Genomic DNA, 25103 nt, shown 5'->3' on the forward strand with positions numbered 1-25103 from the left:
CACAGGTACGGGCAAGGTACTGGAAGTCGGATTGTCCGCCGCGGATCCCTACCCATTGGAGAGAAGGGACCCGCTGTTCATGGTTGTCATCGGTGTCGATCCGCACAAGAGCACTCACACCGCCACCGCGGTGGACCCGGCTAGCAACGCCGATCTCGGTTCGGTCCGGGTCGAGGCGACCATGGCCGAGTATCGGCGATTGATTGCTTGGGCCAGGCCGTGGCCGCAACGGACGTGGGCGGTGGAGAACGCCGACGGACTCGGGCGCCACCTAGCTCGATGGCTGATCGCTCGCGGTGAAACCGCGCTGGATGTCCCGACCACTGCAACGGCGCGGGTGCGGGAACTCTCACGCGGCGGCCGCCGCAAGAACGACCGGATCGATGCCGCCGCAGCTGCGTGCGTCGTCGCGCTCCAAGGTGAAGAGCGCCCGGTCGTGCCCGACGAGCGACGAACCAACTTGTCTACCAACAGAACTCGATCGGTCGATCAGCTGCATGCACTGCTGCGTGAACTGTTGGCCGGCGGAGCCCCCACCAGCCTGACAGCGAACACCGCCGCTGCGGTGCTCCACAGGTTCCGGGCACGGACACTGTCGGATCGTGTCCGCGTCGGCCTGTACAAGGACCTGATCGCTGACGTCCGCCGCCTGGACCGCCAGCTGTCGATCAACCAGAAGGACCTCGACGAACTGCTCGACGAGCACGGCACCCGGCTGCGGACGATCGACGGCATCGGCCCGGTGCTGGCGGCTCGGTTGATCGGCCGAACAGGTCCAGCAACTCGGTTCCCGAGCGCGGCGGCATTCGCGAACTACAACGGGACCGCGCCCGTCGAGATCGCCAGTGCCGACCGTCGGATCCACCGACTCAGCCGCTACGGCGACCGTCAACTCAACGCCGCGATCCACACCATCGCCATGGTCCAGGTCCGCATGAACGGCACCGCCGGCCGCGCCTACTACGACCGCAAAGTCACCGCCGGATCGTCACACCGCGCCGCCATGCGCTGCCTGACACGCCACCTGTCCAACATCATCTGGCGAACCATGACCGCTGACGCCACCCGGTGCCGCCGCGATACCGAGTCATGTTCTACGACTTGACTAATAGAGAGACACCCCCGCTTCCTTGGAGGGCTCTGAGCATGGTCCGATAGGGCCAGGAAGGAGCCCCGCGTGGCAGCACGGGAGTGTCGGGTTGCCGGTGGATCTGACCTTGGTAGGGGTAGGTTTCCGGTCGGGGTGATCCGGCCTTCGAACGCGATCGCGAACGCGTTCAACGCCGGCTTCCACCTGATTGCCATCGTGCCCGACCCTTGCCTGTCGGGTCCAGCGAACGGGTCACCAGATGCAAGCATTTCAACGCGGCCTGCTCTGTGGGGAAGTGTCCGCGGGCCCGGACAGCACGCCGGTAGCGGGCGTTGAGCGACTCGATGGCGTTGGTCGAGCAGATCACCCGCCGGATCTCGACGTCGTAGTCGAGGAACGGCACGAACTCGGCCGTGCGACACGAGGTCGCACATGTTCAAGTAAATTGTGTTGAAGGGAGGCCGCTTTGGCGGTGACATGATCTCGGGCCCGTGCTCGGTGGCCTGTTCCCGTCCCGGCGTGCGTCGCGAGTAATCGCGGGGTGCGAAGCCCGGGGTTCAAGCCGAAGGGTCCTCGTCCCATCCGGGGACTACGGGTGAGGGAAAGACCGGGCGGGTGAACGTAAGTGAACCCTCGTTGTTGCCTCGTCATCGTGAAGATCCGCAGGTGGAGAGCGTGAGCGGGTCGAAGTAGGACTGGTCGCTGTGAAGCGGCAGGCGCCGGTAAGAGAGAGCGATCGAGCCGGGTGAGCACCGCCGTCCCGGGGTCGAGAGGGCACCCAATCCGGTCGCGTCTTGCGTGTGTGGAACGTGGAAACCCCGACGAGTCCGGGTCGGCGCTGCCGATGCCGGTGAGCCGACCGTGAGGAAGGCCGAACGCCCGGCGGGATTGGGATGACCCGAGAAGCGAACGCCGGCGGCCGAAAGGCAGTGGGAAAGCCGCGACCGTAACGACCGGACTCCTGCCGGTGGTCGTGGATAACCGGCCGGATACGAGCTGTTGCTCGGACCTGAAAGGGTGCTGACGCGGGTCGGGTGAGCCTGTGAGGATGGCGATGACGACAACGCTGGAACCGAAGGACATGTTGGACGCCGCGCCCGGCGCGGTGAACGGACCGGAGGACAACCCGCCCGATTGGGATCGGATCGACTGGTCGAGGGTCGAGCGGGAAGTACGACGCTTGCGGCAGCGGATTTTCACGGCGTCGCGGGACAAGGACCTTTCCAGGGTCCGGCAGTTGCAGAAACTGATGCTGCGGTCACGCGCCAACGCTGTGTTGAGCGTGCGCAAGGTGACCGAGCGCAATGCGGGACGCAAGACGGCGGGCGTCGACGGTGTGACCGTCGTGGAGAACACGGACAAGATCGAACTGGCCCGGTGGGCGCAGCGGTCGGCGTCGTGGACTCCGATGCCCGTGCGTCGGGTGTTCATCCCGAAAGCGAATGGGAAACAGCGGCCACTCGGGATTCCGGTGATTGCCGACCGTGTTCTTGACCTCGGTCAACACCTGCAGCCAGAACTTCGCGCCCTCGCCGCCATCACCGGCCCACAACCCGAGGATGTCACGTTCACCGGCGACGGTGACACCGATGACCACGTAGATCGGCCGGTTGGCGACCTGGCCATCTGGCGATCTTGACGTGGATGCAGCCGATGAACAGGACCGGATACACGCGATCGAGCGGCCGGTTGCACGAATCGGTCATCTCGGCGACCACCTTGTCGATGATCGCTTCAGACCGTGTCCTTCGAGATCGACGCACCATAGATCTCGGCGGAATGCGCCGAGATCTCACCGGTGGTCGAGCCTTTCGCGGTCAATGACAACACGATCTCATCGACCCCGGTCAGGCGCCGCTGACGCTTGCGCACGATCTGCGGCTCGAACGACGACGCCGTGTCACGCGGCACATCGATCTCGACCGGACTGATCTCGGTGATCACCGTCTTCGAGCGAGTCCCGTTGCGGGAGTTGCCTGTTCCTCGCCGTGCCGGATCATGTTTCTCATAGCCGACGTGCTCGGTCATCTCCGCTTCCAGAGCGGCCTCGAGCACCGTCTTGGTCAGCTGGTTGAGCAGCCCACCCGGCCCGACCAGATCGATCCCTTGCTCCTTGGCCTGGGCCAGCAACTGCTCGGCCAGCTTCTTGGTCTCCGCCGCATCGTTCTTCGCCACGGCGGCCAGTGTCTCCGACATCAGTCGGTCCTTCCTGCCGAACCATGATGGTTCGACTCATCGGACCGAGATCAGATCCGCCGAAGTTCCGACACTCCCCGACGAGCCGCAGCCGTTCACCCCCGAAGAGCTCAGCTGGTACTGGGAGGCTGAACGTGACTACTTCCCTCGCCCGAACCAATCCCGCATGTTCGAACAGCGGTACATGGATTTCACGAAGCTGGCCTACGAGTTCGCTGCTCGCCCGAGCGAGGCTTTGGCCGTCCGCTTCGACGACGTCGACTTCGACACGCATGAAATGACGGTGTCTGGCACCATCATCGATACCGAACTGCGCGTGCGGCAACTGAAGGAAGTCGTCGAGCAGTATCGGCTGCCTCACGACGAAATCGTCCTGCCTCGTGGATGGCCGAACTACGACGATGACGATGTTGTCGGCGTCGCCTACCGTCAGCCGTTCACGAAGACCGCGCGGTCGATGCGGACGATCAAGGTCGGCCCGGACTGCATGGCAATGCTGCGCCGGCGAAAGTTGGCCGCGGCCCCCGGCCACCGACTGGTGATCCCGAGCCGGACCGGCCGAGTGGTGCGGTCGGAGCAGATGTCCAAGACCTGGGCGGCGATTGTCAAAGGGCGGGACCTCGAGTGGTCGACGGTGAAGACGCTCCGCTCCACCCGCGCGACGCGCGTAGCGGAGAAGTACGGGCTTCCGGCTGCCCGACTGATCCTGGGGCACGAGGTGGATTCGGCCGTGACCGCGAGGCACTATGTCCCAGAGACTCGCCACGTTGTCGATCTTGCTGACGCTCGGTGATGCGCGGGTGGTTGGCGCTGGTTTTTCAGAACGGCCACAAAACGGTCACTGCCGATTCCGGTCTCTGTTGATCCGCAGGTCAGGCGACGAAACGGAGTTATGAAGCTACACCGAGCCGATCCTGCACCGTCGTCGCCGTAGGGCCAAGGCCGCGTGCAAGTGAGTGATGTCCGGTGATTGAAAAGTAGCTTCCGACAGCTCTTTTCGACCGAGGCCCCGCACCTGGAACACCGGGTGCGGGGCCTCTGTCGTCACTGGAGATCCGGTCAGTTCCACCCGTTGGGCAGGCTGCCGCTGAAATTGGTCCGTACCCAGGTGGCGATGTTCTGCGTCTCGGCCGGCCAGTCGGTGTGCCAGACCTGGTTGCCGTAGATCAGCGCGACGTTCTTCGTGCTCCATGGCAGTTGCATGGCCGCGTCGATCTTGTCCCAGGCGGGGAAGTGGCCGGTGAAGTTGCGCCCGACCCATTCCCCGATGGCGATCGTGTGTCCCGGCCAGTCGGTGTGCCAGACCTGGTCGCCGTGGAACAGCGCCGCGTTCTTGTCGTCCCAGGGCAGCTTGCAGGTAGCGTCGATCGTGGTCCAGGATGGCAGCTTTCCGGTGAAGTTCCTGGAGGCCCAGTCCGCGATGGTCTGCGTCTGGCCCGACCAGTCGGTGTGCCAGACCTCGTCGCCGTGGAACAGTGCCGCGTTCTTCGTGCTCCACGGCAGCTGGACGGCCGCGTCGACCGATTTCCAGGACGGCAGGTTGCCGGTGAAGTTGCGTCCGACCCATTCCGCGATGCTCAGCGTCTGGCCCGACCAGTCGGTGTGCCAGACCTCGTTGCCGTTGATCAACGCCGCGTTCTTCTCGTCCCACGGGAGTTTGCAGGATGCACTGATCATTTCTCCTCCTTCTCTGAATCTGCCGAGGTCATCCAGGTGATGACCGCTGGGACCGCACAGTAGAAAGGCTGAGCTGGAATGTTTCTCGACCGCATCGATACTCGACGAATCCGGCGTCGACGGGTGCGGCGGACCGGCACCGCGCGCGGCGTTCGGGTCGATCGCTGTCGGGATCGACGTTCCCGGGCAGGAAAGGGCTGGTCAGGACACATTCGGCATCGGCATCGATGCCGTCGGTCAATCTACGTCATGCCTCCCGGGGGCAACCGGCCGCCGATCGGCGTGTCCCGCGATCGTGTCCAGGGCGTGTCGATCCGGACCTTCCCCGTGGCAGACGTCCGGTGTGGCGGAGGCGTCGGCCCGCGGTTGATCAGTGCTGACCGGTGACGAACGCCTGTACAGCGTCGAAGAACTCCGGACCGCCCATGATCGAACCGCCGACGGTTCCGCCGACCAGCACGCCCAGGGGGATGCTGACGCCCCAGATCAGGAACAGGCATGCTCCGAGGAGTCCACCAACGATGGCGCCACCGACTACGCCGGGCATATTCTTGTCGATCTGCTCCACGAGCCGCTGGTAGGAGCTGACGTCCGTTTCTTGCGCAACACCTTCCACGGGTGGCCTCAGCGACAGGGTACGGCCGTCGGCGGCTATGTGGTGCGCCATGGTGATCGAGCGGCCGTCGGCGGTGTACGACTGCGGCACTTCCAGGACCGCCGCTCCGTCGCTCGTCTCGAGCATCACCGCGCCGTTACCCGCGAGTTCGAAGCTGCCGTTCTCTACGGTGGCGGTGATGACCTTGTCCACCGCCGACACGGCGATCCGGTAGCCGATCCCGTTGTCGACGCCCGAAATCGCTGCTTCCCGTCCTGTTTCGGTCGGTGCGGCGGGTCCTGCGTGGGCGGTTGCCGTTGTGACGGCCATGGCCGAGGCTGTCACGAGAACAGCAGCGGTCGTCTTTCCGAGCTTCATTCTTCGAACCCCTCTACTCAGGTGACTCTGATAGGCGGATCGAGTCGGACCGCGAGCGGTCGTCGGCGTGGTGCAGGAGTGTAGCCAAGAGGTGCGGGGTTCCGGATCGGTGGAGGGGGTGACGACTTGCCGCGCTCGAACCCGAACTTCTTCGAGAACTCCTGGTCGACGGCGTTGTCCCGGTACCCATCCCCCGGGCAGCAGCGCTTCCGGAGCGTCGAGCGATGCTCGGGTCGAATCCCGGGAAACCCCCGATGCGCAGTGGCGACCCCCGCCGATTCCGCTGCCCTTCCGCCGGTGCCGCCGTCGATCCAGGTGCTTCAGACGGCGATGGCGGCGCCGCAGATCCCGCAGGACTCGAACTGCTTGCGGCCCCAGCGCAGCACCGGGATGAAAAAGACCGTGAGCTGCGTGTACTCGCGCAGCCGGGTCCACTGCGTGGTGTTGTGGCAGCGCAGGCATGTCCGGGTCCCGCCCGGGCCGAGGGGCTTCTGCTTGCGCCCGTATCCGAAGAGTAGGAACACCCCTCCCAGGGTAGCCGGGGCAGCGCTCGCGGTTCATGCGCTCGATTCGGACCGAGAGGCGGTACCGCTCGGATCGGATCGGAGCGGACGCGCGGCCACGGCCTCGCTCGAGCGTACCGAACGCGTCTTCACCGCCGATCGCGCGAACCGGCTATGGGGTGGCGGACGCGACCTGCACGGACGGCCCGCTCACGCAACTCCGGCGGGTACTTCCTCGAACCCACGGACTTCATCCTTCCTCGAGAGATGAACTCCCCGATACCGTCGCCGTGAGGCCGAGGCCGCCGCGAGGGGATGAGCGGGGCCGGGACGGATCCGGATACCGGACTCGACCGTACGTGCGAGGCCGGGGCGCGGTGGTACGACAATTGCCGCTACCCTTGGCCACGCACGTGCACAATCGAGAGTTAGGTATTCATGGGAAGCGTCGTCCTCGACATCGTCGCCTTGGTCACCAACCGCGCCGCTGAGTTCTGGAACTGGCTCGCGACCGGATCCGCGGGTTTCCCGCCGGTGTAATCATCGCCGACGCCAACGCGATCAACCCCCGTCCTTCCCGGGCGGGGGTTGATTCGTGTCTGGGGGCCTATGCGCGGGAGGGCGGCGCGGGATCGCGGGGTTCGACCCACAGCGCCTCGGCCACCGCGCACAGCTCGCCCGCAGCGGTGGCCAGGGCGACGCCGACGGTGTGCTTGCGGCCTTCGGCGGCCACCGGCCATGCGTAGCTGATATGCGCGACACCGGCTTTCACCGGGGCCAATACCGTCGCGGTGAGGGCGGCGGTCACCGCGCCCGTCCTCATCCCGTGATAGGCGAAGCCCGCCACGCCGCCCGGGCAGTCCAGCGCCGACCAGACGTTCTCGATCGAGAGCGTGCCGTCGGGTCCGGCCAGGGCCGGGTCGGGCGTCCACGCCGAGACGATCAGGCCGCGCTGCCGCAATGTGCAGGGGAACAGCCGAAGGCCCCGTCCTGGCTCGCACCCCTGGCCACAGCCGTAGCAGCGGGTGACTTCGCGCCGAGCGGACTTGCGCCCGCGCTCGGTGGCGGCCACGACCTCGTCCCATTCGGGGCAGGTCGGTACGTCGAGATCCAGGCTCGCCGGACGCGCCTCGGTGAGGACGGTGCCCGCGAGATCGGTGAGCGCGGTGCCGCCGCGGTCGGTCCTGGTGAGCGCCAGCGGCGTGGCAACGGGTACCGCGGCGCGGAAATCCACGCGCTGAGTCGCGCCGGGGGAGCGGTCGGCCAGCACGCCCGCGACGTACCCGCCGAAGGCGACCTCCGGATAGCCGAATATGTGCTCGGGGACGGTGATCCGGTCCAGCTCGATCATGCGGTGCGTTGTCCTTCCGATCGCGTCACGGCCGCCGCGCCGCCGCGCTCAGGCGACCTGGCGCGGTGACGTTCGACGATACCGGGTGGACGGTTCGCTACCCGCGGGCGCCGCTGCCGGCGGAGGCCGCCTCGGCGGGCTGGTCGAGCAGTCGCTCGCAGGCCTCGATCAGGCGGGTGCGCAATATCGCGGCCCACTCGGACAGCGCGAGCTGAGCGCGTACGTACTCCGAACGGCCCGAAGGGATTTCGATGCGGACCGGTTCGTAGCCGTAGTCGCGCAGATCGTAAGGGCTGGCGCGCATGTCGAGGTCGCGGGCCGCGCAGGCGAATTCGAAGCAGTCGAGCAGCAGCTCGGAATCGACCAGGGGGACCAGCTTGAAGCACCACTTGTACAGATCCATGCCCGCATGCAGGCACCCCGGCTGCTCGTAGGCGATCTGGTCGTCGCGGGTCAGGGCGGTGGCATTGCGGCCCTCGGCGTCGGGGGTGAAGAACCGGAAGGCGTCGAAATGCGTGCAGCGCAGCGACATCGATTCGACCACCGCGTCGGTGCCCGCGCTGCCCAGCCGTAACGGCACCTGCCGGTGGCGGACCTCGTCGGTGCGGTACACCATGGCCCACTCGTGCAGTCCGAAGCAGGACAGGTGCGCGGATCGGGCGGCGGTGGCGCGCAGCAGATCGGCGACGAACCGCACGGTGTCGCGGCGGCGGTCCAGGAAAACCGGGTCCGCGGTGTACACGTCCTCGGTGGTCGGGAGCCCGGGGAGACGATGCGCGGACAGGCGGTGGTAACCGCGTGCGCCGTCGTACTCATGCGCGGCCGACAGCCCCACGCCAAACCCCGGATGCCAGCGTCGCAGTTGCGCCGGCTTCTGGCCGTAATAGGTGAACAGGAAGTCGATCACGGGGTGGGATTCGCCGGTCGCCCGCCGTCGCAGATATGGCCCGGCGAGCTCGTCGAACCGCGCGCGATGCGCGGCCGCCCTGGCTCGCCATTCCGTTCCGGCCAGCACGATCACCTCGGCCTGTTCCCTTCTCTTACAGCTCGTACTCGCCGACCGATCATCCCGCACCCCCGCGAACGGCGTGCCCGGCCCCCGCGTAAAGCTGCCTGCGGGGGCCGGGGTGAGTAGTCCCCGTCCGGTCCGGACGGGACCGTTATGTCGCCGGTGCGATGATCACGCCGCGCTTGTGAGACGATCGCCCCACGTGGCGGCGCGGAGGGCTGGTGCGATCACTCCGCGTTGCGGTGCGTGGTGTCGCGGACGGTGCCGACGAACTCCTCCACCAGATCCTCCAGCGCGACGATGCCGCAGGTGTTGCCCCGGCTGTCGACCACCCGGCCCAGGTGACTGCTGGTGCGCCGCAGCCGGGCCAGTGCCTCGACCAGCGGAGTACCGATGGTCAGGGCGGGCAGCGGCCGGATATCGGTGCGCGGGATCGGCGTGCCCGGTCCGGCGGCTTCGTCGGCGACCTTGTCCAGCACGTCCTTGACGTGCAGATAGCCCACGAGCGAGCCGTCGCCCGCACGCACCGGATAGCGGGAGAAACCGGTCTCGGCGACGGCGGTCTCGATGTCGCCGAGTGTGGTGCCCGCACCGCGCAGCGGGATCGACCTGGTGGCGGCCAGCGGCACCATGACGTCGGCGACGGTGCGCTCGGAGGTGCCCAGCGCCTGGGTCAGCCGCCGGTGCTCCTCCTCGTCGAGCAGGCCCTCCGATCGCGACTCGCCGATCATCTCGGCCAGTTCCACGCTGGACACCGTGGCGTCCAGCTCGTCCTTCGGCTCGATACGCAGCATCCGCAGCGTCAGGTTGGCGGCCAGGTTGTAGACCGCGATGAGTGGGCGGGCCAGCCGCAGGAACATCAGGTGGACCGGCACCAGCAACAGCGCGCTGCGTTCCGGGCCCGCCAGCGCGATGTTCTTCGGGATCATCTCGCCGAGCAGGATGTGCAGGATCACCACGATGGCCAGGGCGATCGCGAACGACACCGGATGCAGCAGCTGATCGGGCATGCCCAGCGCGTGGAACGGCTTCTCCAGCAGATGCGCGACCGCGGGCTCGCCGACCCGGCCGAGCAGGATCGAGCAGATCGTGATGCCCAGCTGCGCCGCGGCCAGCATCATCGACAGGTTCTCACCGGCCTTGATGACGGTGGTGGCGTTGCGCTTGCCCTGGGCGACCATCGCCTCGAGCCGGTCTCGGCGGGCCGAGATCAGCGCGAACTCCGCGGCGACGAAGAAGGCGTTGCCCGCCAGCAGCACGAAGGTCAGGACCACTCCGAAGAGATCACCCATGGTTGTTCTCCTGGAGTGTGCGCGGCAGCAGGTCGTCGGTGGGCACCGGGATGAGGCGGACGCGGTCGATGCGCCTGCCGTCCATGCGTTCCACCCGGGCGATCCAGCCGCCGTGGCCCGATTCCTCCTCGCCCGCCCGACGATGCGAAGCGCCCTCGTTCGGCAGCACCACCTGGTCGTCGACCTCGGGCATGCGGCCGAGCATGGTCAGCACCAGCCCGCCCAGCGTCTCGTACTCGCCCTCGGGCGCCTCGTAGCCGGTGGCCCGGCCGATCTCGTCGATGCGCAGCAGGCCCGAGCAGTCCCAGCCGTCGGAGGTGCGGCGCACGTCGAGTTCCTCCTCGTCGTGCTCGTCGCGGACGTCGCCGAGGATCTCCTCGATCAGATCCTCCATCGAGACCAGGCCGGCGGTGCCGCCGTACTCGTCGACGACCAGCGCCATCTGCATACCGTGCGCGCGGACCCGCTCGAGCAGTTCGTCACCGTCGAGGCTGGCGGGCACCGCGGGCACCGGGGCGGCCAGCCGGTGCAGCGCGAGGGTGCGTCGCTCGCTCACCGGATGGGTGAACGCCTGCTTGACGTGCACGACACCGAGCGTGTGGTCGAGGTCGCCGTCGATGACCGGGAACCGGGAGTATCCGGTGCGCTCGGCGGCGGCGATCAGATCGGCGATGGTGTCGTCCTTGTCGAGGGATTCCACCTTGACCCGCGGGGTCATCAGCTCCTCGGCGATGCGCTCGCCGAATCGCAGCGAGCGATCGACGACCAGGGCGGTGCGCTGGTCCAGCGATCCGCGCTGGGCGGAGGTGCGCACCAGCGATCCCAGCTCCTGCGGGGACCGTGCCGACCGCAATTCCTCGGCGGGTTCGACGCCGAGCCTGCGCACCACCCAGTTGGCGGTGTTGTTGAGGAAGTGGATCATCGGCTTGAACACCACGGAGAAGCCGACCATCGGGCCCGCCGTCGCGCGGGCGGTGGCCATCGGCTTGGCGATCGCGATGTTCTTGGGCACCAGCTCGCCGTAGATCATCGACAGGGAGGTGGCGATGATCAGTGCCAGAGCCAGGGACAGACCGCCGGCGGCGCCCTCGGGCAGGCCGATCGCGGTGAACAGCGGATCGAGCAGCCGGGCGATCACCGGTTCGGCGATATAGCCGGTGATCAGGGTGGTGATGGTGATGCCGAGCTGCGCGCCGGAGAGCTGGAACGACAGGGTGCGATGGGCCTGACGGACCATCCGCGAGCGCACGTCACCCGAGCGGGCCGCGGCCTCGACGGCACTGCGTTCCAAGGCGGTCAGGGAGAATTCCGCGGCGACGAACAAGGCCGTGCCCGCGGTCAGGGCGATGAAGCCGAGAATGCTGAGAATCGTCAGGACGGTGGTCATGGCCGGCACCGTCCGGGGGGAGCGTTATCGGGAAGTGCGCCGGGTTTGTCACCCGGCTCGGTAGAGGAGCCCTCCTGAGTGGCGCCCTCGGACGCGGGTGGCAACGTGTTCCCTTTCGACGTGGCAGCGCTGTGCCGTGATGCGTGATACCGGGTGGACCCGGCAATCATCATGTTACCGGGCCGACCCCGTCGCGCCGCACCGTGGCGTCGGTGGGTTCGTGCCGGTTCACCACCCGCCGGGCAGTGGCCGTCCTTCGGCGAAGCCCGCCGCCGATTGCACGCCGAGCACCGCACGCTCGTGGAACTCCGGCAGGTTTCGGGCGCCCGCGTAGGTGCACGCGCTGCGCAGACCCGAACAGATGTGGTCGATGAGATCTTCGACACCGGGACGCTCGGGGTCCAGCCGCATCCGCGATCGGGAGATGCCCTCTTCGAACAGCGCCTTGCGGGCCCGGTCGAATCCGCTGTCGGTGGCCGTGCGGGCGGCCACCGCGCGCTTGGACGCCATGCCGAAGCTCTCCTTGTAGGCATTGCCGTCGCGATCGACCCGCAGGTCGCCCGGGGATTCGTAGGTGCCGGCGAACCAGGAGCCGATCATCACGTTGGCGGCGCCCGCCGCGAGCGCGAGCGCGACGTCACGGGGATGGCGGACACCGCCGTCGGCCCACACGTGGACGCCGATCTCCCGCGCCGCGGCGGCGCACTCGGCGACCGCGGAGAACTGCGGGCGGCCGACACCGGTCATCATCCTGGTGGTGCACATCGCGCCGGGGCCGACACCGACCTTGACGATGTCCGCGCCCGCCGCGGCGAGGTCGCGGGTGCCCTCGGCGGAGACGACGTTGCCCGCCACCAGCGGCACGCCCAAGCCGAGTCCGGCCACCGCTGCGAGTGATTCGAGCATCTTCTCCTGGTGACCGTGCGCGGTGTCGATGACCAGCAGGTCGGCGCCGGAGTCGACCAGGGATTTCGCCTTGGCCGCGACATCGCCGTTGATACCGACCGCCGCCGCGACCCGCAGTGCGCCGTCGGCGTCGACGGCGGGCTGGTAGATGCCGTCGCGGACGGCGCCGGTGCGGGTCATCACCCCGGCCAGCGAGCCGTCCTCGGTGGTCAGCACGGCCAGGTGCGCGTGCTGGGACTCGAGCAGATCGAACAGCTCGCGCGGGGAGGTGCTGGCCGGAGCCCGCACGAAGTCGCCGGTGGCGATCTCGCTGATCCGGGCGAAGCGGTCCACGTCGGCGCAGGCCGCCTCGGTCACCACACCCACCGGCTTGCCCGCTTCGACCACCACGACCGCGCCGTGCGCTCGCTTGTGCATCAGCGCCACCGCCTCGGAGACCGAGCGGTCCGGCTCGAGCGCCACCGGGGTGTCGGCGGTGAGCGAGCGGCTCTTGACGAAAGCGATGGTGTCGGCGGCCGCGCGGAGCGGCAGATCCTGGGGCAACACGACGATGCCGCCGCGCCGGGCGACGGTCTCGGCCATGCGCCTGCCCGCCACGGCGGTCATGTTCGCCACGACGATCGGGATGGTGGTGCCCGATCCGTCGACGGTCGACAGATCCACGTCGAACCGGGAGGCCACATCCGTCCGGTTCGGGACGAGGAAAAGATCGTCGTAGGTCAGGTCGTAGGGCGGCTGGTGTCCGGGAAGGAACTGCACTGGACCGATCTTAACGACGACGGGGCGGGCGCGCCGGGTTCCTCGCGGAGTGCGTGCGCGGGGAAACCGGCGCGGCCGGCAGTCGTGGCACCGACGCCCCCGCCTCCGCTGCCCGGCGCGTGAGGTCTACGGCGTGAGCGGTCCGGTGGCGGGCCCCTCGAGGACGGTGCCGTCCGCGGCGAAGCGGGAGCCGTGCAGCGGGCAATCCCAGGACTTCTCCGCCGAATTCCAGCGGACGACGCCGTACAGATGCGGGCATATCGCCGACACCGAGGTGGTGACCCCGTCGACCGTGGCGGTGGCGACCGGCCGCAGCCCCTGCCTGCGCACCCGTCCGCACCCTTCGGCGGGCAGGTCCTCGGGGCCGTCGCCACGCATCCCGGTCAGCCATCCGGTCGTGAGATGTTGCAGCACAGCGGTATTGGCAGAGACGGTCGAGGTGATCGCGTGCAGGGCGGGTGGTCGCCATGTCGTGAAGACGGGCGCCCATGCGGGCGGCGCACCGGTGATGTGCCCGGCGAGGGCCAGCGCGGCGGCCACGCCGTTGGTCAGCCCCCATTTGGCGTATCCGGTCGCGATCAGGATGCGATCGCTGCCGGGCAGTACTGGTCCGGCATAGGGCAGCTCGCCGACCGGCATGTAGTCCTGGGCGGACCAGTGCGTGACCGGTTCGGCGGTGGGCAGTACGCGCCGCGTCCACTCGATCAGGTCGTCGACCAGTTCGGCGGTGTTCTCCGCGCGACCCACCTCGTGACCGTTGCCGCCGACGAGGAGCAGTTCCCCGTCGTCCACCGGGACGGTGCGCAGCGACCGGGTCGGTGAGTCCGCGCTGATGAACATCTCGTCCGGAACCGGCTCGCCGATCCGGAACGCGCTCAGATAGGAACGCTGGGCGGTCACGCGGGCGAAGAAGCCGCCGCGATCGAGCAGGGGCGCGCCGGTCGCCAGGATCACCGTCCCGGCGCGCAGGTCGGCCTGGTCGGTGCGGACGAGGTGGTCGCCCCGGGCTTCCCATCCCACGCCGTGTACGCGGGTCGACTCGTAGATCGGGATCGACCGGGCCTCGAGGTCGGCTGCCAGGGCGAGCAGCACGTCCATCGGGTCCAGCTGGGCCTGATCCGGCAGGCGTACCCCGCCGAAGGAGGGGAACGGCGTGTCGAGTTTCGCGACGTACTCCGTCGGCAGACCGGCGGCACGGGTGATCTCGTGCTCTGCGCGGATGTCGTCGGTCGCGGCGCCGGTCTGCGCGTAGGTCACCGCGGCACGATGCTGCACCGCGACGGCATGTGACTCGCAGAATTCCAGCAGCCAGCGCTGGCCGTCCCGGTTGGCGTCCAGGTAGCTGCGCAGCGTGTCGAGGGAACGGTGTTCGGCGATCCGGCTGGCCCGGGTGCTCTGCAGAAGGCTCACCTTGCCGGTGGTCAGGCCGGTGGTGCCGACCCCGATCCACCTGCCCTCCACCACCGCGACGTCCTTGCCCGCCGCGGCCAGCAGCAGTGCCGTGACCAGTCCGGTCAGACCCGCGCCGACGACGACGAAGTCGTGCCGCTGTCCCGGCGGCAGCGGCGGGCGTGTCGCGGTGTCGTCGGTCTTCCACCAGATGGATGTCATGGGGCCATCCCTTTCGCTGCCATCGGATTTCTCGGTACGCGGCACAGGCTCGGGTCGGCTACCCGCGAGGTCGCGGGACGAAACGTCGGTCCGGAGGCGTCTCCCCACGGGTGAACAGGTTCCGTCCCGGGTATCGCTTCCGGTGCGATCCACTCGCGAGATTCGGACGACTCCGGATCTCGACCACGACAGGATCTCGACGGCGACAGGATCTCGGCGGCGACAGGATCTCGGCGACGAGAGGAAGGGGAGATCTCCACGATGACCGGTGCGACCGACTATCTCCCCGAAGGCCGGCCCACGCTCGGTGGCCTCGCCCACGCGGCCGAGGGCTGTCGGGGCTGCGATCTCTACCGGGACGCCACCCAGACCGTCTTCGGCGAAGGGCCGGCCGACGCGCGCATCGTCATGATCGGCGAACAACCCGGGGACCAAGAGGACAGAGAAGGGCATCCGTTCATCGGCCCCGCGGGCGGCCTGCTGGACCGCGCGCTGACCGAAGTCGGGATCGCACGCGAGGAGGTCTATCTGACGAACGCGGTGAAGCACTTCGCGTTCGTCGAGCGGGGGAAGCGCCGCATCCACAAACAGCCTGGGCGTACCGAGATCGTCGCCTGCTCGGCCTGGCTCGACGCCGAGCTGCGCGTCGTCCGGCCGAGCATGGTGGTCTGTCTGGGCGCGATCGCGGCCAAGGCGATCCTCGGCCCGTCGTTCAAGGTGACCGAGCAGCGCGGACTGGTGATCGCGCGGCCGGACTACGAGGTCGTCGCCACGGTTCATCCCGCGGCGGTACTGCGTGCGCCGGACCGGCGCTCGGCCTACGACGCGTTCGTCGCCGACCTCAGGAGCATCGGAACGCTCTGAGCAGCGCGGTCCCGATCCCGCTGAGCGGCCGTTTTGCCCTCGGCTGCTGGGGTAGGCGACCCCCATGAGCTTCACTGTGCGTGATGCGGTCTCGTCCTGGTGGTTCGAAGCGCCGCGCGCGGTCGCGACAGATCTGGTGCGCGCCGGCGTGCGAATCGCCGCGCAGGCCACGGTGACCGCGGTCGATGCTCCGATGCGGGTGGTCGACGCGGGTGCGAGGGCGGGGGCATCGGTCGTGGAGTTCGGCCGCGGTGTCGGGTTGGGCCACGAATTCGGCGCCCTGCTCGATCCGCACGCGCGCCGATCGCAGCGCCGGGTGGCGCTGCACCGGGACCGGGCCACGGTCGAGGTGCGCGGGCTGGCGAGCGAGAAGGGCGACGCGGTGATGCACGCGCTGGCCGAGCATCTGTCCCGGCGGGACGTGGTGCGATGGTGGCGGGTGAACGCGGTCACCGGTCAGATCGTCGTCGCACTCGCGGAGGGTGCGAACGATGTGCCGGAGCTGCTGTCGGCGATCGAATCGGTGGAGGCCGACGCCGAGGTCGAGGATATGGACTGGAGCCGCACCGTCGAGCACCCCGACGATCGGGAACCGGTGCTGGCGGCCGGAATGCAGGTCGCGGGCGACGTCTGCGCGATGGCTCTGTCGGGAGTCGGCGCGCTGCTGCCCCTGCGCGGTCCCGCACGCGCACTGCGCGCGGCGGCGGCCTTCACCGATACCCAGCCGCGCGTGCGCAGGGCACTGGAGCAACGGCTGGGACGTCCTCGGACCGATCTGCTGCTCACCACGACCGGCGCTGTGGGAAACGCCCTCGGCGACCGGGCGGCGCGGGGCGTCGCCGACCTGATGGTCGACACGGTGCAACGCAGTCTGATGCTCACCGAGGCGCTGGCGCGATATGCCCGGTGGCAGCAGTGGGAAGCCGAGGTGGGGAGCCGTCCACCGGCGGTGCCCGTCGGGCTCGCGGCTCGCCCCCGGCCGGCGGACGCGCCCCTCGGTCCGGTGGAGCGCGTCGCGGACGAAGTCGCGGTGGGCTCGATGGCCGGGGCGCTGGCCACGATTCTGGGCAGGCGCGGTGTCCTCGGCACCACCGGCGCGCTGGAACTGGGCGCTCCCAAGGCGGCGCGTGCCTGCCGGGAGGCCTACGGCTCCACCGTGTCGGTGATGATGTCGAGAGCGGGCGCGCTGACTCTGCATCCGGGAATCTGGCGGCGACTGGATCGGCTGTCCGCTCTGGTCGTCGATGGGGAAACGTTGCTGACCTCTCGGCGGGTCGTGCTCGCCGCGGAACTCGTCGACACCGAAACCGCGGACGGGGAGTGGACGCGCACGCAGGTCTGGAGCGCCGCCCAGCGCCTGCTGTGGCACAGCGACACCCGTGACGACGCCGCCCTGGCGCTGGTGCACCTCGGGACCGGCCAGCCCGATCGGGGGGTGACCGCGCGTCCGGTATGGCGGGAACTGCGCGAGGCCGGACGGCCGGTCGGAAAAGTGCTCATCGGACGTGAACTCGACGAGCGGGCGCATCTGCTGCTGCAGCAGGCGCGGGCCGCCGGGCTGCGGGTGGTGCTCACCGGGAGCGCCGACACCGCGGACCTGCGTTCACTGTCCGACCAGTTCGTCGATCGCTCCCGGTCGATGAGCAAGATCGTGCGTGAGCTGCAACAGGACGGGCACATGGTCGCCGTCCTCAGCCCGCGCGCGCACAAGGCCATGGCCGCCGCCGATGTCGCGATCGGGCTGGCGCGCCGCGACCACGGCGCATGGCAGATACCGTGGGCCGCCGACGTGGTCTGCCGGGACATGACACAGCTGCACCGGGTGCTCGCCGCGGTCGCTCCAGCGCGCCGGATGAGCGAACGCGGCCGCTCGCTGGCGCTGTCCGCGGCAGCGCTGGGCGGTCTGCTGCTGGCCGTCGCGCCCGAGGGGGGCAACAGCACGGTGCCGATGACCGCGGCGCATTCCACGGCGCTGCTGACCGGTGCTTTCACCGGATGGCGTGCGACGCGCGCCGAACCACCGGTCACGCTCGCACCGTCGCTGCCCTGGCACGCGCTCGAACCCGACGAGGTGCTGGCCCGGCTGCCGGAGCCGGTGCCGGTACCGGAACGCACCGGCACCGGGGGCGCGCGGAGCATTCCGGTGCTCTCCTCGTCCGCGGCGTTCGTGCGGCACCTGCGCGGCGAACTCGCCGATCCTTTGGCGCCGATCCTCGGAGTCGGCGCGATCGCGACCGCGATCCTGGGGTCTTCGTCGGACGCCTTGCTGCTGTCGTCGGTCCTGGCCGTCAACGCGGTCGTCTCCGCGCGGCAGCGTCAGCGCGCGGAGAAGGCGCTGAACCGTCTCCTGGAAACCGAGCGTCTCACCGGGCGTCTGGTGGAGCGCGGCGATGGCGATGCCGCAACCGAGGCGTGGCCGGTGCCCGGGCAGGACGGTGAGGTGCCCGCGCAGTTGCTGACGATCGGGGACGTCATCGTCGTGCGGCCGGGTGACGTGGTCCCGGCGGACGCCCGGCTGCTCCGGGCGGACGACCTCGAGATGGACGAATCCGGATTGACCGGAGAATCGGTGACCGTCGAGAAGCAGGTGGCCGCGGCGCCCGGCGCGGCGGTGGCCGATCGGACATGCATGATCTTCGAAGGCACCACGGTGGTCAACGGGACCGGTCGCGCGGTCGTCGTCGCTGTCGGTTCGGAAACCCAGGCCGGTCGCGCGGCATCCGGCGCCGTGCCGCCCGAAAAGGGTGGTGTGCAGGCGCAATTGCGGCGGTTGACCGATCGGGCGTTGCCGCTGACGCTCACCGGCGGCGGCGTGGTCACGGTTCTCGGCGTGCTGCGCGGCAGTGTCCTGCGGCCCGCGATCGCCGACGGGGTGGCGGTGGCGGTCGCGGCGGTCCCCGAAGGGCTGCCCCTGGTGGCGACCGTCGCCCAGCTGGCCGCGGCCCGCCGGCTGTCGCGGTACGGGGTGCTGGTCCGGGCCAGTCGCACCGTCGAGGCGCTCGGTCGAGTCGACACTCTGTGTTTCGACAAGACCGGCACGCTGACCGAGGGACGTCTGCGCCTGGTCGCCTTGGCGGACGCGGACCAGCAGTGGGCTCCGGACGCCGATTCCGAGGACGCGCGCAGGCTGCTGCGGGCCGCGGCCAGGGCATGCCCGGACCCGGACGACGGCCCGGTCGTGCACGCCACCGACCGCGCGGTGCTCGACGCGGCCGAAGTTCTCGGCGGCGACGATCGATGGGATTCGATCGAGGAGATCCCCTTCGAATCCAACCGCGGCTATGCGGCCGCGCTCGGCCGCACCACTCGCAAGTTGCGACTGATCGTGAAGGGCGCACCCGAGATCGTCCTCGCCCGGTGCACCCGGGTGCGCGCGGCGGACGGCGATGCCGAGCCCTTCGACGGCGCGCGGCGCGAGCGCGCCGAACAGATGGTGCACGAGCTGGCCGAGCAGGGCCTGCGTGTGCTGGTGGTCGCGCGTCGCGACCTCTCCCGTGAACCCGACGACGTCGAAGGCATGGTCGGCGAACTCACCCTGCTCGGCTTCCTCGGCCTCGCCGACATCCCGCGCCCGCAGTCCGAGGCCCTGGTGCGCGCCTTGCGGCGCAACGGGATCAGCGTCCGGATGATCACCGGCGACCACCCGGTGACGGCACAGGCGGTCGCCGGGCAACTGGGCATCGAAGCGGCCGAGGTGACCACCGGAGCCGACCTGGAGGGGCTGGACGATTCCGCGCAGAGCGAGTTGATCGAACGCAGCACGGTCTTCGCTCGCATCGATCCCGCGCAGAAGGTGCGGATCGTCGCCGCGCTGCGACGCGCGGGCCACGTGGTCGGGATGACCGGCGACGGCAGCAACGACGCCGCTGCCATCCGAACGGCCGACATCGGGATCGGCGTCGCCGCGCAGGGTTCGGTCGCCGCGCGCAACGCCGCCGATCTGGTGCTGACCCGGCCCGATCCGCTGGCACTGCTGCACGCGATCGTGGAGGGGCGGGGGATGTGGCGCCGGGTGACCGATGCCGTGGGCGTGCTCGTGGGCGGCAACGCGGGCGAGGTCGCCTTCACGCTCTACGGCACCGCGCTCAGCGGCGAGGCGCCGCTGGGAACGCGCCAATTCCTGTTGGTGAACATGCTGACCGACATGTTCCCCGCGATGGCCCTGGCCCTTTCACCCGACCGCGACGCCGCCGACGCGAACCTCACCGACGATCCGGAAACGTTGGCCCGCCTCGCGTCGGATCGGCTGGCCCGAACCGCTCCGGCCGGGCTCGGGGCCGATCTGGTCCGGACCCTGTCGGTCCGCGGTATCGCCACCGCCTCGGGAGCCTCTGTCGCCTGGACGATCGGGCGCTACACCGGCACCCGGCGTCGCGCCGCGACGATCGGCCTGGTGGCCCTGATCGGCACGCAGCTCGGTCAGACATTGGTCTCCGGCTACCGCAGCCCCCTGGTCTGGGTGACCATCGCCGCCAGCGGCGCGGTGCTCGGCACCGTCGTCATGACCCCGGTGGTGTGCAGCTACTTCGGGTGCCGTCCGCTCGGGCCCGTCGGCTGGGCTGTCGCGGGCGCCTCGGCGGCCACCGCGACAGCGACCGCCGCCTTGGCCCCGGCGTTGCTCGCCGGCAGGCGGGAGTCGAGCATCGAAGGGGCACCTCACGGGCCGTCGAACGCCCTCCCGGCTGCTGACGACTCGCTCGCGAACGGCGGATGAGCCGCTTCACGGCGACGCCACGTCTTCGCGCACGCGGCGGTCCGCTCGCCACTGCTCACCGCGCCGGTCGTCGCGGCGAGGAAGGCGCTCGACAGGTCGGGCATCTCGCCCGGCCGGCGCGACTGGGCCGGTGACGTCCGTCCGCCCAGGCTGTGACTTCTGACCAGGTCCGCGATGTCTGGCTGGGCCGTGACGTCCGACCGGGCCGCGATGGTCCGACGGCGCAGCGCGTCGAGTCGGCAGACTCGATAGCCGGTCGGTAGCGGGCCAGAGCAAGCGTGCACTGATTTCGGGCGAGTCGCGGACACCGAGCGTGTCGCAGGGCGGTCGGCGCCGCCCCTTCCGGACATCGGGCAGCGCCGCCGGCATGGCGGTCACCGATGCCCGGGGGAATCGGTGACCGGTGCCGGATCAGCACAGGGTCAGCGCAGGACGGGTCAGCCCTGTGCTCGGCGGCGGCCGCCCACGGGAGCGCCCGCGCCCCGCACGGCGCGCGGATTGCGGCCGGTGTGGCTGCCCTCGCCGGTGCGGGGTGCGCGTCGCTCGCCACCCACCACGGTCTCGCCGCGGCGGGCGCGCGCTGTGCTCGCCGAGCCGTCGGTGCGGGCGGAGGCGGGCTTGCCACCGGATCGCCCTGCTGACGCGGGCCGGTCGGCATGGCTGCCCGCGGCCGCGCCGCCCCGGCCACCGGACCGGCCGCGACGTGACGGCGTACGGCGCTGCCCGGCGCCTTCACCACGGCTCGCGCCGCTGCCCGGGTTGCCGGGCGGGGTGGGGGCGGGGACGGCGATGCCCGAAGGCGTACGCGCGCCGGTGATGTCGCGCAGGGCCGGATGTCCCGGACGGACCTCCACCCCGACGACCTCGACACCGGCCTTGCGGGTCATCTTCGCGACGTCGGCGCGTTCGTCCTCGGTCACCAGGGTGACCACCACGCCGTCCTCACCCGCTCGCGCGGTACGGCCCGCGCGGTGCAGGTAGGCCTTGGCCTCGGCGGGCGGATCCACGTGCACGACCAGCGAGATGCCGTCGACGTGGATGCCTCGGGCCGCGACGTCGGTGGTGACCAGCACCGGTACCGAGCCGTCGGCGAAGGCCGCCAGCGTGCGGGTGCGGTTGTTCTGCGCCTTGCCGCCGTGCAGGGCGCCGGAGGCGATGCCCGCCGCGCGCAGCTGCTTGGCCAGCCGGTCCGCGCCGTGCTTGGTACGCACGAACAGGATCGTCAAACCCTCGCGGGCCGCGATCTCGGTGATCACGTCGCGCTTGTCGGCCTTGCGCACGAACAGCAGGTGATGGGACATGGTCGACACCGACGCCGCCGGGGGCGCGGTGGAATGGGTGACCGGGCTGTGCAGGTAGCGCTTGACCAGCTTGTCGACCTCCCCGTCGAGGGTGGCCGAGAAGAGCAGCCGCTGGCCATTCTTCGGGGTCTGATCGAGCAGCCGGGTGACCTGGGGCAGGAAGCCCATGTCGGCCATGTGATCGGCCTCGTCGAGCGCGGTGATCAGCACGTCGTCGAGGGCGGCCGCGCCCTGGGCGATCAGATCGGACAACCGGCCGGGCGTGGCGATCAGCAGATCGACACCGCGCGAGAGGCGGTCGGCCTGCCGCTTGATCGGCGCGCCGCCGACCACCGAGGCGACCCGCAGGCCGAGGGAGAGGGCGGGCTCGTCGAGCGCGCGCTCGATCTGGGCGGCCAGCTCCCTGGTCGGCACGAGCACCAGGCCGCGGGGGCGGCGCGGCGCGGCGGCATTGCCCGCCAGCCGCACGAGCATGGGCAGGCCGAAGGCCAGGGTCTTGCCGGAGCCGGTGGGGCCCCGGCCGAGGACGTCCTTGCCGGCGAGCGCGTCGGGGACGGTCGCGGCCTGGATCGGGAAGGGTGCGTCGATGCCGCCACGGCGTAGCGCTTGCACGAGCACGGCGGGCAGGCCCAGAGACTCGAAGGACACGGTGGGTGTCGCGGCGTCGGGCGTAGTGGTCACGGAGATGGGTGAAGCCTTTCTGGGTGCGGTGCCCTCGGGCGCCGCTCGGGTCGGCCCACGCCGGAGGGCGGGGCCGTGCGCGCGCCGGACCGTTGCGATCGTCGCTGCGGAGGGTGCGCCCGCGGATGGCCGGTGAATCTCGGGCCTCGCGGTGGAAACCGTTCGTTGCTCGGGCGGTGGATCCGCTCGGTGAACAGTCGTCGTGGTGTCGGTTCGGTCGTCGGACGGTCTGTGCGCGAACTCCGGGATCTGTGCCCCGGACAGCTCAGTGACCGAACAATCGACTCAGTTCGACCAGCCAGGGTACCGCGACCGCGAGGGTCGGCACCACCAGGATCGCCAGCGAACCGAGATACGCGGCAGTGGCGATGCGCACATCGGTGCCGTTGGTGCGATCGCCGAGCCGCTGCACGCGGATGAGCGTGGTCGGCCCGCCCGCGGCCAGAGCGCCCTGCGGGGCGGTGGATTTCGCGCATGCCACCAGGGCGCGGGCCAGCGGGGTGGGCCCGGTGACCTTCACCGCGGAGTCGTCGGCGAGCAACTCGATGAGCAGCTTCACCGAGCCCAGTGCCGCTTTGCTGCGCACCACTCGGGGGAAAGCCTCGTGCACCGCGGTGAACGCCTCGAGCACGAGGTCGTGGCGGGCACGCAGATGGGAACGCTCATGGCTGACGATGGCGGTGATCTCCGGGCCGTCCATCTTGGTCAGGGTGCCTTCACTGAGCACGACGCGCCTGCGCAGGCCGGGCAGGCAGTAGGCGATGGGCTCGGTGGCCGCCAGGACACGGATGTCGTGTGCCTGGCGGTGCGGCCCGCTCTGGTCGAGCAGGTCGACCAGCATCCGGTGTCGGGCGCGTCGGCGGCGGGTGTGTACGGCGACGCGGACGATCGAGAACACCAGCCGTGCGCCGACCAGCAGGGTCAGCGCGAAGACCAGCACGTAGGCCAGCCACAGGGGCAGCCCGAGGGCATCGATCTCGCTCGTGGGCGAGGTGGTGGGCCGCCCGTCCGGGCCGGGCACGAGCAGTTCCGCGGCGATGGCCAAGCCGGAACCGAAGGCGCTGAGCACCGCGGCCAGGGCGACGGCCTGCCAGAGCACCAGGGCGGCGCGGGGAGTGCGATAAGGCCATGTCGCACGGCTGAGCAATGCGGGTGCGGGGCCCGCGAGAAGCAAGGCGAGTCCGGCGAAGACCGGCGCGGTTGCGTTCATCGACTCAGCTCACTGCGTTGTGGGGACCGGGAACGCACCTCGTTGTGCGTCCCAGGGCGGTTGGCCGACCACATCCTAACCTGGTCGGCTCGCCGCTTCAGTCGAGCGGCGGTGAGGTGCCTTCGGCGGCCTCGAGTCTGGCCAGGGCTTCTCGCAGCGCGTCGGCCTCGTCGGGGCCGACCTGCTCGACGAAGTGCACCAGCGCGGCGGCGCGGCTGCCCGCCTCGTCGGCCTGCTGGAGAGCGTCGAACATCAGGCTCGCGACCAGTTCGTCGCGAGTGTGCACGGGCGCGTAGCGGTGCGCGCGATCGTCGCGCCGCTGGACCACCAGATTCTTCTTCGCCAGTCGCTGCAGCACAGTCATGACCGTGGTGTACGCGAGCTCGCGACGTGCGGCGAGTGCTTCGTGCACCTGCCGGACGGTTTGCGGTTGGTCGCTGGACCACAACTGGTCCATGACCGCCTTCTCGAGTTCACCAAGACCTGCCATCCTTTGAGTTTACGGACCCAACGACGCAAATGCGTACTACACCCTGTCGTAACTATCGGGTTGCTGGTGTGGTATTGGTCATATCCGCCGGTGGAGTCGCTGATTTTGGGGTCGCGCCGCCGGGTCCGGCCGACGCCCGGGAGTCATGGGTGACCCGGCCCTCGCGTATGTCCACCGGCTCGGTCGATGTATCGGATGGGCCGATCGAGACCTCGAGGCTGTCGCGGGCGAGCGCCGCCCGCGACGGCGCGCCCCCGATCCTCGATCGCGGCGCGTGCGACCCTGGTGACTCGCCGTCAGGTCTGGTAAGCCTAACCTAATCTACTCGCTCCGAGACTTCCCTCGTTCCGGAGCCGACCCGAGGAGCTGCCATGACCGAAACCGTGACCGGTTACTCCAGTCGCCACGCCGATTCGGTGTTCGAGCGCACGAGTTCGCGGCTGCGTGCCCTGCAGCCGGATCATCCGCGCGTCTACGCCGTGGCCGCGGTCTCCGAACACGGCCGCAGGCGCTGGTGGAAGCTGTCGGAGGGGGTGCGCGAGGGGCGTATCGAGGTGATGTACCGCAGGCACGCCGCCGAGATGCGCAGCGCCGACATCGCCGCCGAGGTGGTCGCGACCGCGCTCGTGCACGCCGTCGTCGGACGAGTGGCCGCGCTGTGGGTGATGGACGGCCGTGCCTGGGATCCCGGGCTGGAGAACCTGTGGGTGCACAACGACAACGACGGCGGCCTGGACTGGGCCGGCCTCGAGGACACCACGCTGCGCGTGCTCGATGGTGACCCGATGTCCGGCCGTGCGGGCGTCGTCGCCCTGCCGTGTGAGCGGGCCATGGCGGTCTGGCTGGCGCATCGCTGCGAAGCGTCGCTGACGCTGGTCTACGAGGGGCTCGCGCGCTGCTCTCGGCTGAGCGTCCACCGATTCTGGTCGTTGGTGGGCCAATCCGTCGTCGGTGCGGCCACGTACGTGCCGGATCTGGCGCGCACCGATGCGATGCTGGGTGCCCGGCGCGGTCAGGCATTGCTGGCGGCGCTGGGGGATCGCGGTCCGGCGGTGCGGCGCGACGCATTCGTGCCGGGTTGATCCGTCT

17 protein-coding genes and 3 pseudogenes are annotated in these 25103 nt (G+C 69.8%); 6 read left to right on the top strand and 14 right to left on the bottom strand.

Annotated elements, in window-relative coordinates; all coding sequences use genetic code 11:
* The first annotated feature begins 79 nt into the window (after nt 1–79).
* Nucleotides 80–1105, top strand: a complete 1026-nt coding sequence (locus tag IU449_RS02205; protein WP_195002249.1) for an IS110 family transposase — start codon at nt 80–82, stop codon at nt 1103–1105.
* A gap of 143 nt (nt 1106–1248) precedes the next feature.
* On the opposite strand, the pseudogene IU449_RS02210 reads toward IU449_RS02205, so the two are convergent.
* Nucleotides 1249–1499 (bottom strand): annotated as a pseudogene (locus IU449_RS02210) (transposase); the annotation flags it as partial.
* A 672-nt stretch (nt 1500–2171) separates the two neighbouring features.
* Here IU449_RS02210 and IU449_RS28800 point away from each other — a divergent pair.
* Nucleotides 2172–2453 (top strand): annotated as a pseudogene (locus tag IU449_RS28800) (reverse transcriptase N-terminal domain-containing protein); the annotation flags it as partial.
* A 123-nt stretch (nt 2454–2576) separates the two neighbouring features.
* On the opposite strand, the pseudogene IU449_RS02220 reads toward IU449_RS28800, so the two are convergent.
* Nucleotides 2577–3286, bottom strand: a pseudogene (locus IU449_RS02220) (IS256 family transposase); the annotation flags it as partial.
* A 166-nt stretch (nt 3287–3452) separates the two neighbouring features.
* Between IU449_RS02220 and IU449_RS02225 the strand changes: the two are divergent.
* Nucleotides 3453–4079 (top strand): tyrosine-type recombinase/integrase, encoded by a 627-nt coding sequence (locus IU449_RS02225; RefSeq protein WP_195000293.1) that lies wholly within the window; start codon nt 3453–3455, stop codon nt 4077–4079.
* A 266-nt stretch (nt 4080–4345) separates the two neighbouring features.
* Here the strand turns inward: IU449_RS02225 and IU449_RS02230 are convergent, their stop codons facing one another.
* The 9 genes from IU449_RS02230 to IU449_RS02270 form a co-directional block, all read right to left on the bottom strand.
* Nucleotides 4346–4963, bottom strand: coding sequence for a hypothetical protein (locus IU449_RS02230; protein ID WP_195000294.1), 618 nt, complete (start codon nt 4961–4963; stop codon nt 4346–4348).
* A gap of 370 nt (nt 4964–5333) precedes the next feature.
* Nucleotides 5334–5936: a hypothetical protein gene (locus tag IU449_RS02235; RefSeq protein WP_195000295.1), complete on the bottom strand. Its 603-nt coding sequence runs from the start codon at nt 5934–5936 to the stop codon at nt 5334–5336.
* A 320-nt stretch (nt 5937–6256) separates the two neighbouring features.
* The gene (locus tag IU449_RS02240; RefSeq protein WP_195000296.1) at nt 6257–6460 is read right to left on the bottom strand and encodes a zinc-ribbon domain-containing protein; all 204 of its coding nucleotides are present in this window, start codon (nt 6458–6460) and stop codon (nt 6257–6259) included.
* Between the two features lie 586 nt (nt 6461–7046).
* Nucleotides 7047–7790 (bottom strand): PaaI family thioesterase, encoded by a 744-nt coding sequence (locus tag IU449_RS02245; protein ID WP_195000297.1) that lies wholly within the window; start codon nt 7788–7790, stop codon nt 7047–7049.
* A 97-nt stretch (nt 7791–7887) separates the two neighbouring features.
* A complete protein-coding gene (locus IU449_RS02250; protein ID WP_195000298.1) occupies nt 7888–8811 on the bottom strand; it encodes a 3-methyladenine DNA glycosylase in 924 nt (307 codons plus the stop codon).
* A gap of 215 nt (nt 8812–9026) precedes the next feature.
* A complete protein-coding gene (locus IU449_RS02255) occupies nt 9027–10091 on the bottom strand; it encodes a hemolysin family protein (protein WP_195000299.1) in 1065 nt (354 codons plus the stop codon).
* Nucleotides 10084–11478: a hemolysin family protein gene (locus tag IU449_RS02260; RefSeq protein ID WP_195000300.1), complete on the bottom strand. Its 1395-nt coding sequence runs from the start codon at nt 11476–11478 to the stop codon at nt 10084–10086. The genes IU449_RS02255 and IU449_RS02260 overlap by 8 nt, the downstream gene beginning before the upstream one ends.
* Before the next feature lie 228 nt (nt 11479–11706).
* The gene (locus IU449_RS02265; RefSeq protein WP_195000301.1) at nt 11707–13143 is read right to left on the bottom strand and encodes a GuaB1 family IMP dehydrogenase-related protein; all 1437 of its coding nucleotides are present in this window, start codon (nt 13141–13143) and stop codon (nt 11707–11709) included.
* 126 nt (nt 13144–13269) lie between these two features.
* Entirely contained in the window at nt 13270–14754 is a 1485-nt protein-coding gene (locus IU449_RS02270) for an FAD-dependent oxidoreductase (protein ID WP_195000302.1), read from the bottom strand.
* A gap of 261 nt (nt 14755–15015) precedes the next feature.
* Between IU449_RS02270 and IU449_RS02275 the strand changes: the two genes are divergently transcribed.
* On the top strand, nt 15016–15618 hold the full coding sequence (locus tag IU449_RS02275) for a UdgX family uracil-DNA binding protein (RefSeq protein WP_195000303.1): 603 nt from the start codon (nt 15016–15018) through the stop codon (nt 15616–15618).
* A 64-nt stretch (nt 15619–15682) separates the two neighbouring features.
* Nucleotides 15683–20332: a cation-translocating P-type ATPase gene (locus IU449_RS02280; protein ID WP_195000304.1), complete on the top strand. Its 4650-nt coding sequence runs from the start codon at nt 15683–15685 to the stop codon at nt 20330–20332.
* A gap of 437 nt (nt 20333–20769) precedes the next feature.
* Here IU449_RS02280 and IU449_RS02285 read toward each other — a convergent pair whose 3' ends face one another.
* The 3 genes from IU449_RS02285 to IU449_RS02295 all read right to left on the bottom strand — a co-directional run bounded on the left by IU449_RS02285 (nt 20770) and on the right by IU449_RS02295 (nt 24014).
* Nucleotides 20770–22314, bottom strand: coding sequence for a DEAD/DEAH box helicase (locus tag IU449_RS02285; protein WP_324188048.1), 1545 nt, complete (start codon nt 22312–22314; stop codon nt 20770–20772).
* Between the two features lie 265 nt (nt 22315–22579).
* Entirely contained in the window at nt 22580–23524 is a 945-nt protein-coding gene (locus IU449_RS02290) for a M56 family metallopeptidase (protein ID WP_195000305.1), read from the bottom strand.
* Nucleotides 23525–23621: 97 nt separating this feature from the next.
* Nucleotides 23622–24014 (bottom strand): BlaI/MecI/CopY family transcriptional regulator, encoded by a 393-nt coding sequence (locus IU449_RS02295; protein WP_067862148.1) that lies wholly within the window; start codon nt 24012–24014, stop codon nt 23622–23624.
* A gap of 371 nt (nt 24015–24385) precedes the next feature.
* On the opposite strand from IU449_RS02295, the gene IU449_RS02300 reads away from it, so the two are divergent.
* Nucleotides 24386–25096 carry a hypothetical protein gene (locus tag IU449_RS02300; RefSeq protein ID WP_195000306.1) on the top strand — a complete coding sequence of 237 codons (711 nt, stop codon included), beginning with the start codon at nt 24386–24388 and terminating at the stop codon, nt 25094–25096.
* Nucleotides 25097–25103 lie beyond the last annotated feature (7 nt).

The organism is Nocardia higoensis, from assembly GCF_015477835.1.
In the GTDB taxonomy this organism is placed as follows: domain Bacteria; phylum Actinomycetota; class Actinomycetes; order Mycobacteriales; family Mycobacteriaceae; genus Nocardia; species Nocardia higoensis_A.

Bases quoted from the DNA above. Each gene is read 5' to 3' on its own strand.
- IU449_RS02280 (WP_195000304.1), top strand. From the start codon at position 15,683: ATGAGCTTCACTGTGCGTGATGCGGTCTCGTCCTGGTGGTTCGAAGCG.
- IU449_RS02255 (WP_195000299.1), bottom strand. From the start codon at position 10,091: ATGGGTGATCTCTTCGGAGTGGTCCTGACCTTCGTGCTGCTGGCGGGC.
- IU449_RS02290 (WP_195000305.1), bottom strand. From the start codon at position 23,524: ATGAACGCAACCGCGCCGGTCTTCGCCGGACTCGCCTTGCTTCTCGCG.
- IU449_RS02230 (WP_195000294.1), bottom strand. From the start codon at position 4,963: ATGATCAGTGCATCCTGCAAACTCCCGTGGGACGAGAAGAACGCGGCG.
- IU449_RS02225 (WP_195000293.1), top strand. From the start codon at position 3,453: ATGTTCGAACAGCGGTACATGGATTTCACGAAGCTGGCCTACGAGTTC.
- IU449_RS02260 (WP_195000300.1), bottom strand. From the start codon at position 11,478: ATGACCACCGTCCTGACGATTCTCAGCATTCTCGGCTTCATCGCCCTG.
- IU449_RS02295 (WP_067862148.1), bottom strand. From the start codon at position 24,014: ATGGCAGGTCTTGGTGAACTCGAGAAGGCGGTCATGGACCAGTTGTGG.
- IU449_RS02270 (WP_195000302.1), bottom strand. From the start codon at position 14,754: ATGACATCCATCTGGTGGAAGACCGACGACACCGCGACACGCCCGCCG.
- IU449_RS02205 (WP_195002249.1), top strand. From the start codon at position 80: ATGGTTGTCATCGGTGTCGATCCGCACAAGAGCACTCACACCGCCACC.
- IU449_RS02275 (WP_195000303.1), top strand. From the start codon at position 15,016: ATGACCGGTGCGACCGACTATCTCCCCGAAGGCCGGCCCACGCTCGGT.
- IU449_RS02300 (WP_195000306.1), top strand. From the start codon at position 24,386: ATGACCGAAACCGTGACCGGTTACTCCAGTCGCCACGCCGATTCGGTG.
- IU449_RS02245 (WP_195000297.1), bottom strand. From the start codon at position 7,790: ATGATCGAGCTGGACCGGATCACCGTCCCCGAGCACATATTCGGCTAT.
- IU449_RS02235 (WP_195000295.1), bottom strand. From the start codon at position 5,936: ATGAAGCTCGGAAAGACGACCGCTGCTGTTCTCGTGACAGCCTCGGCC.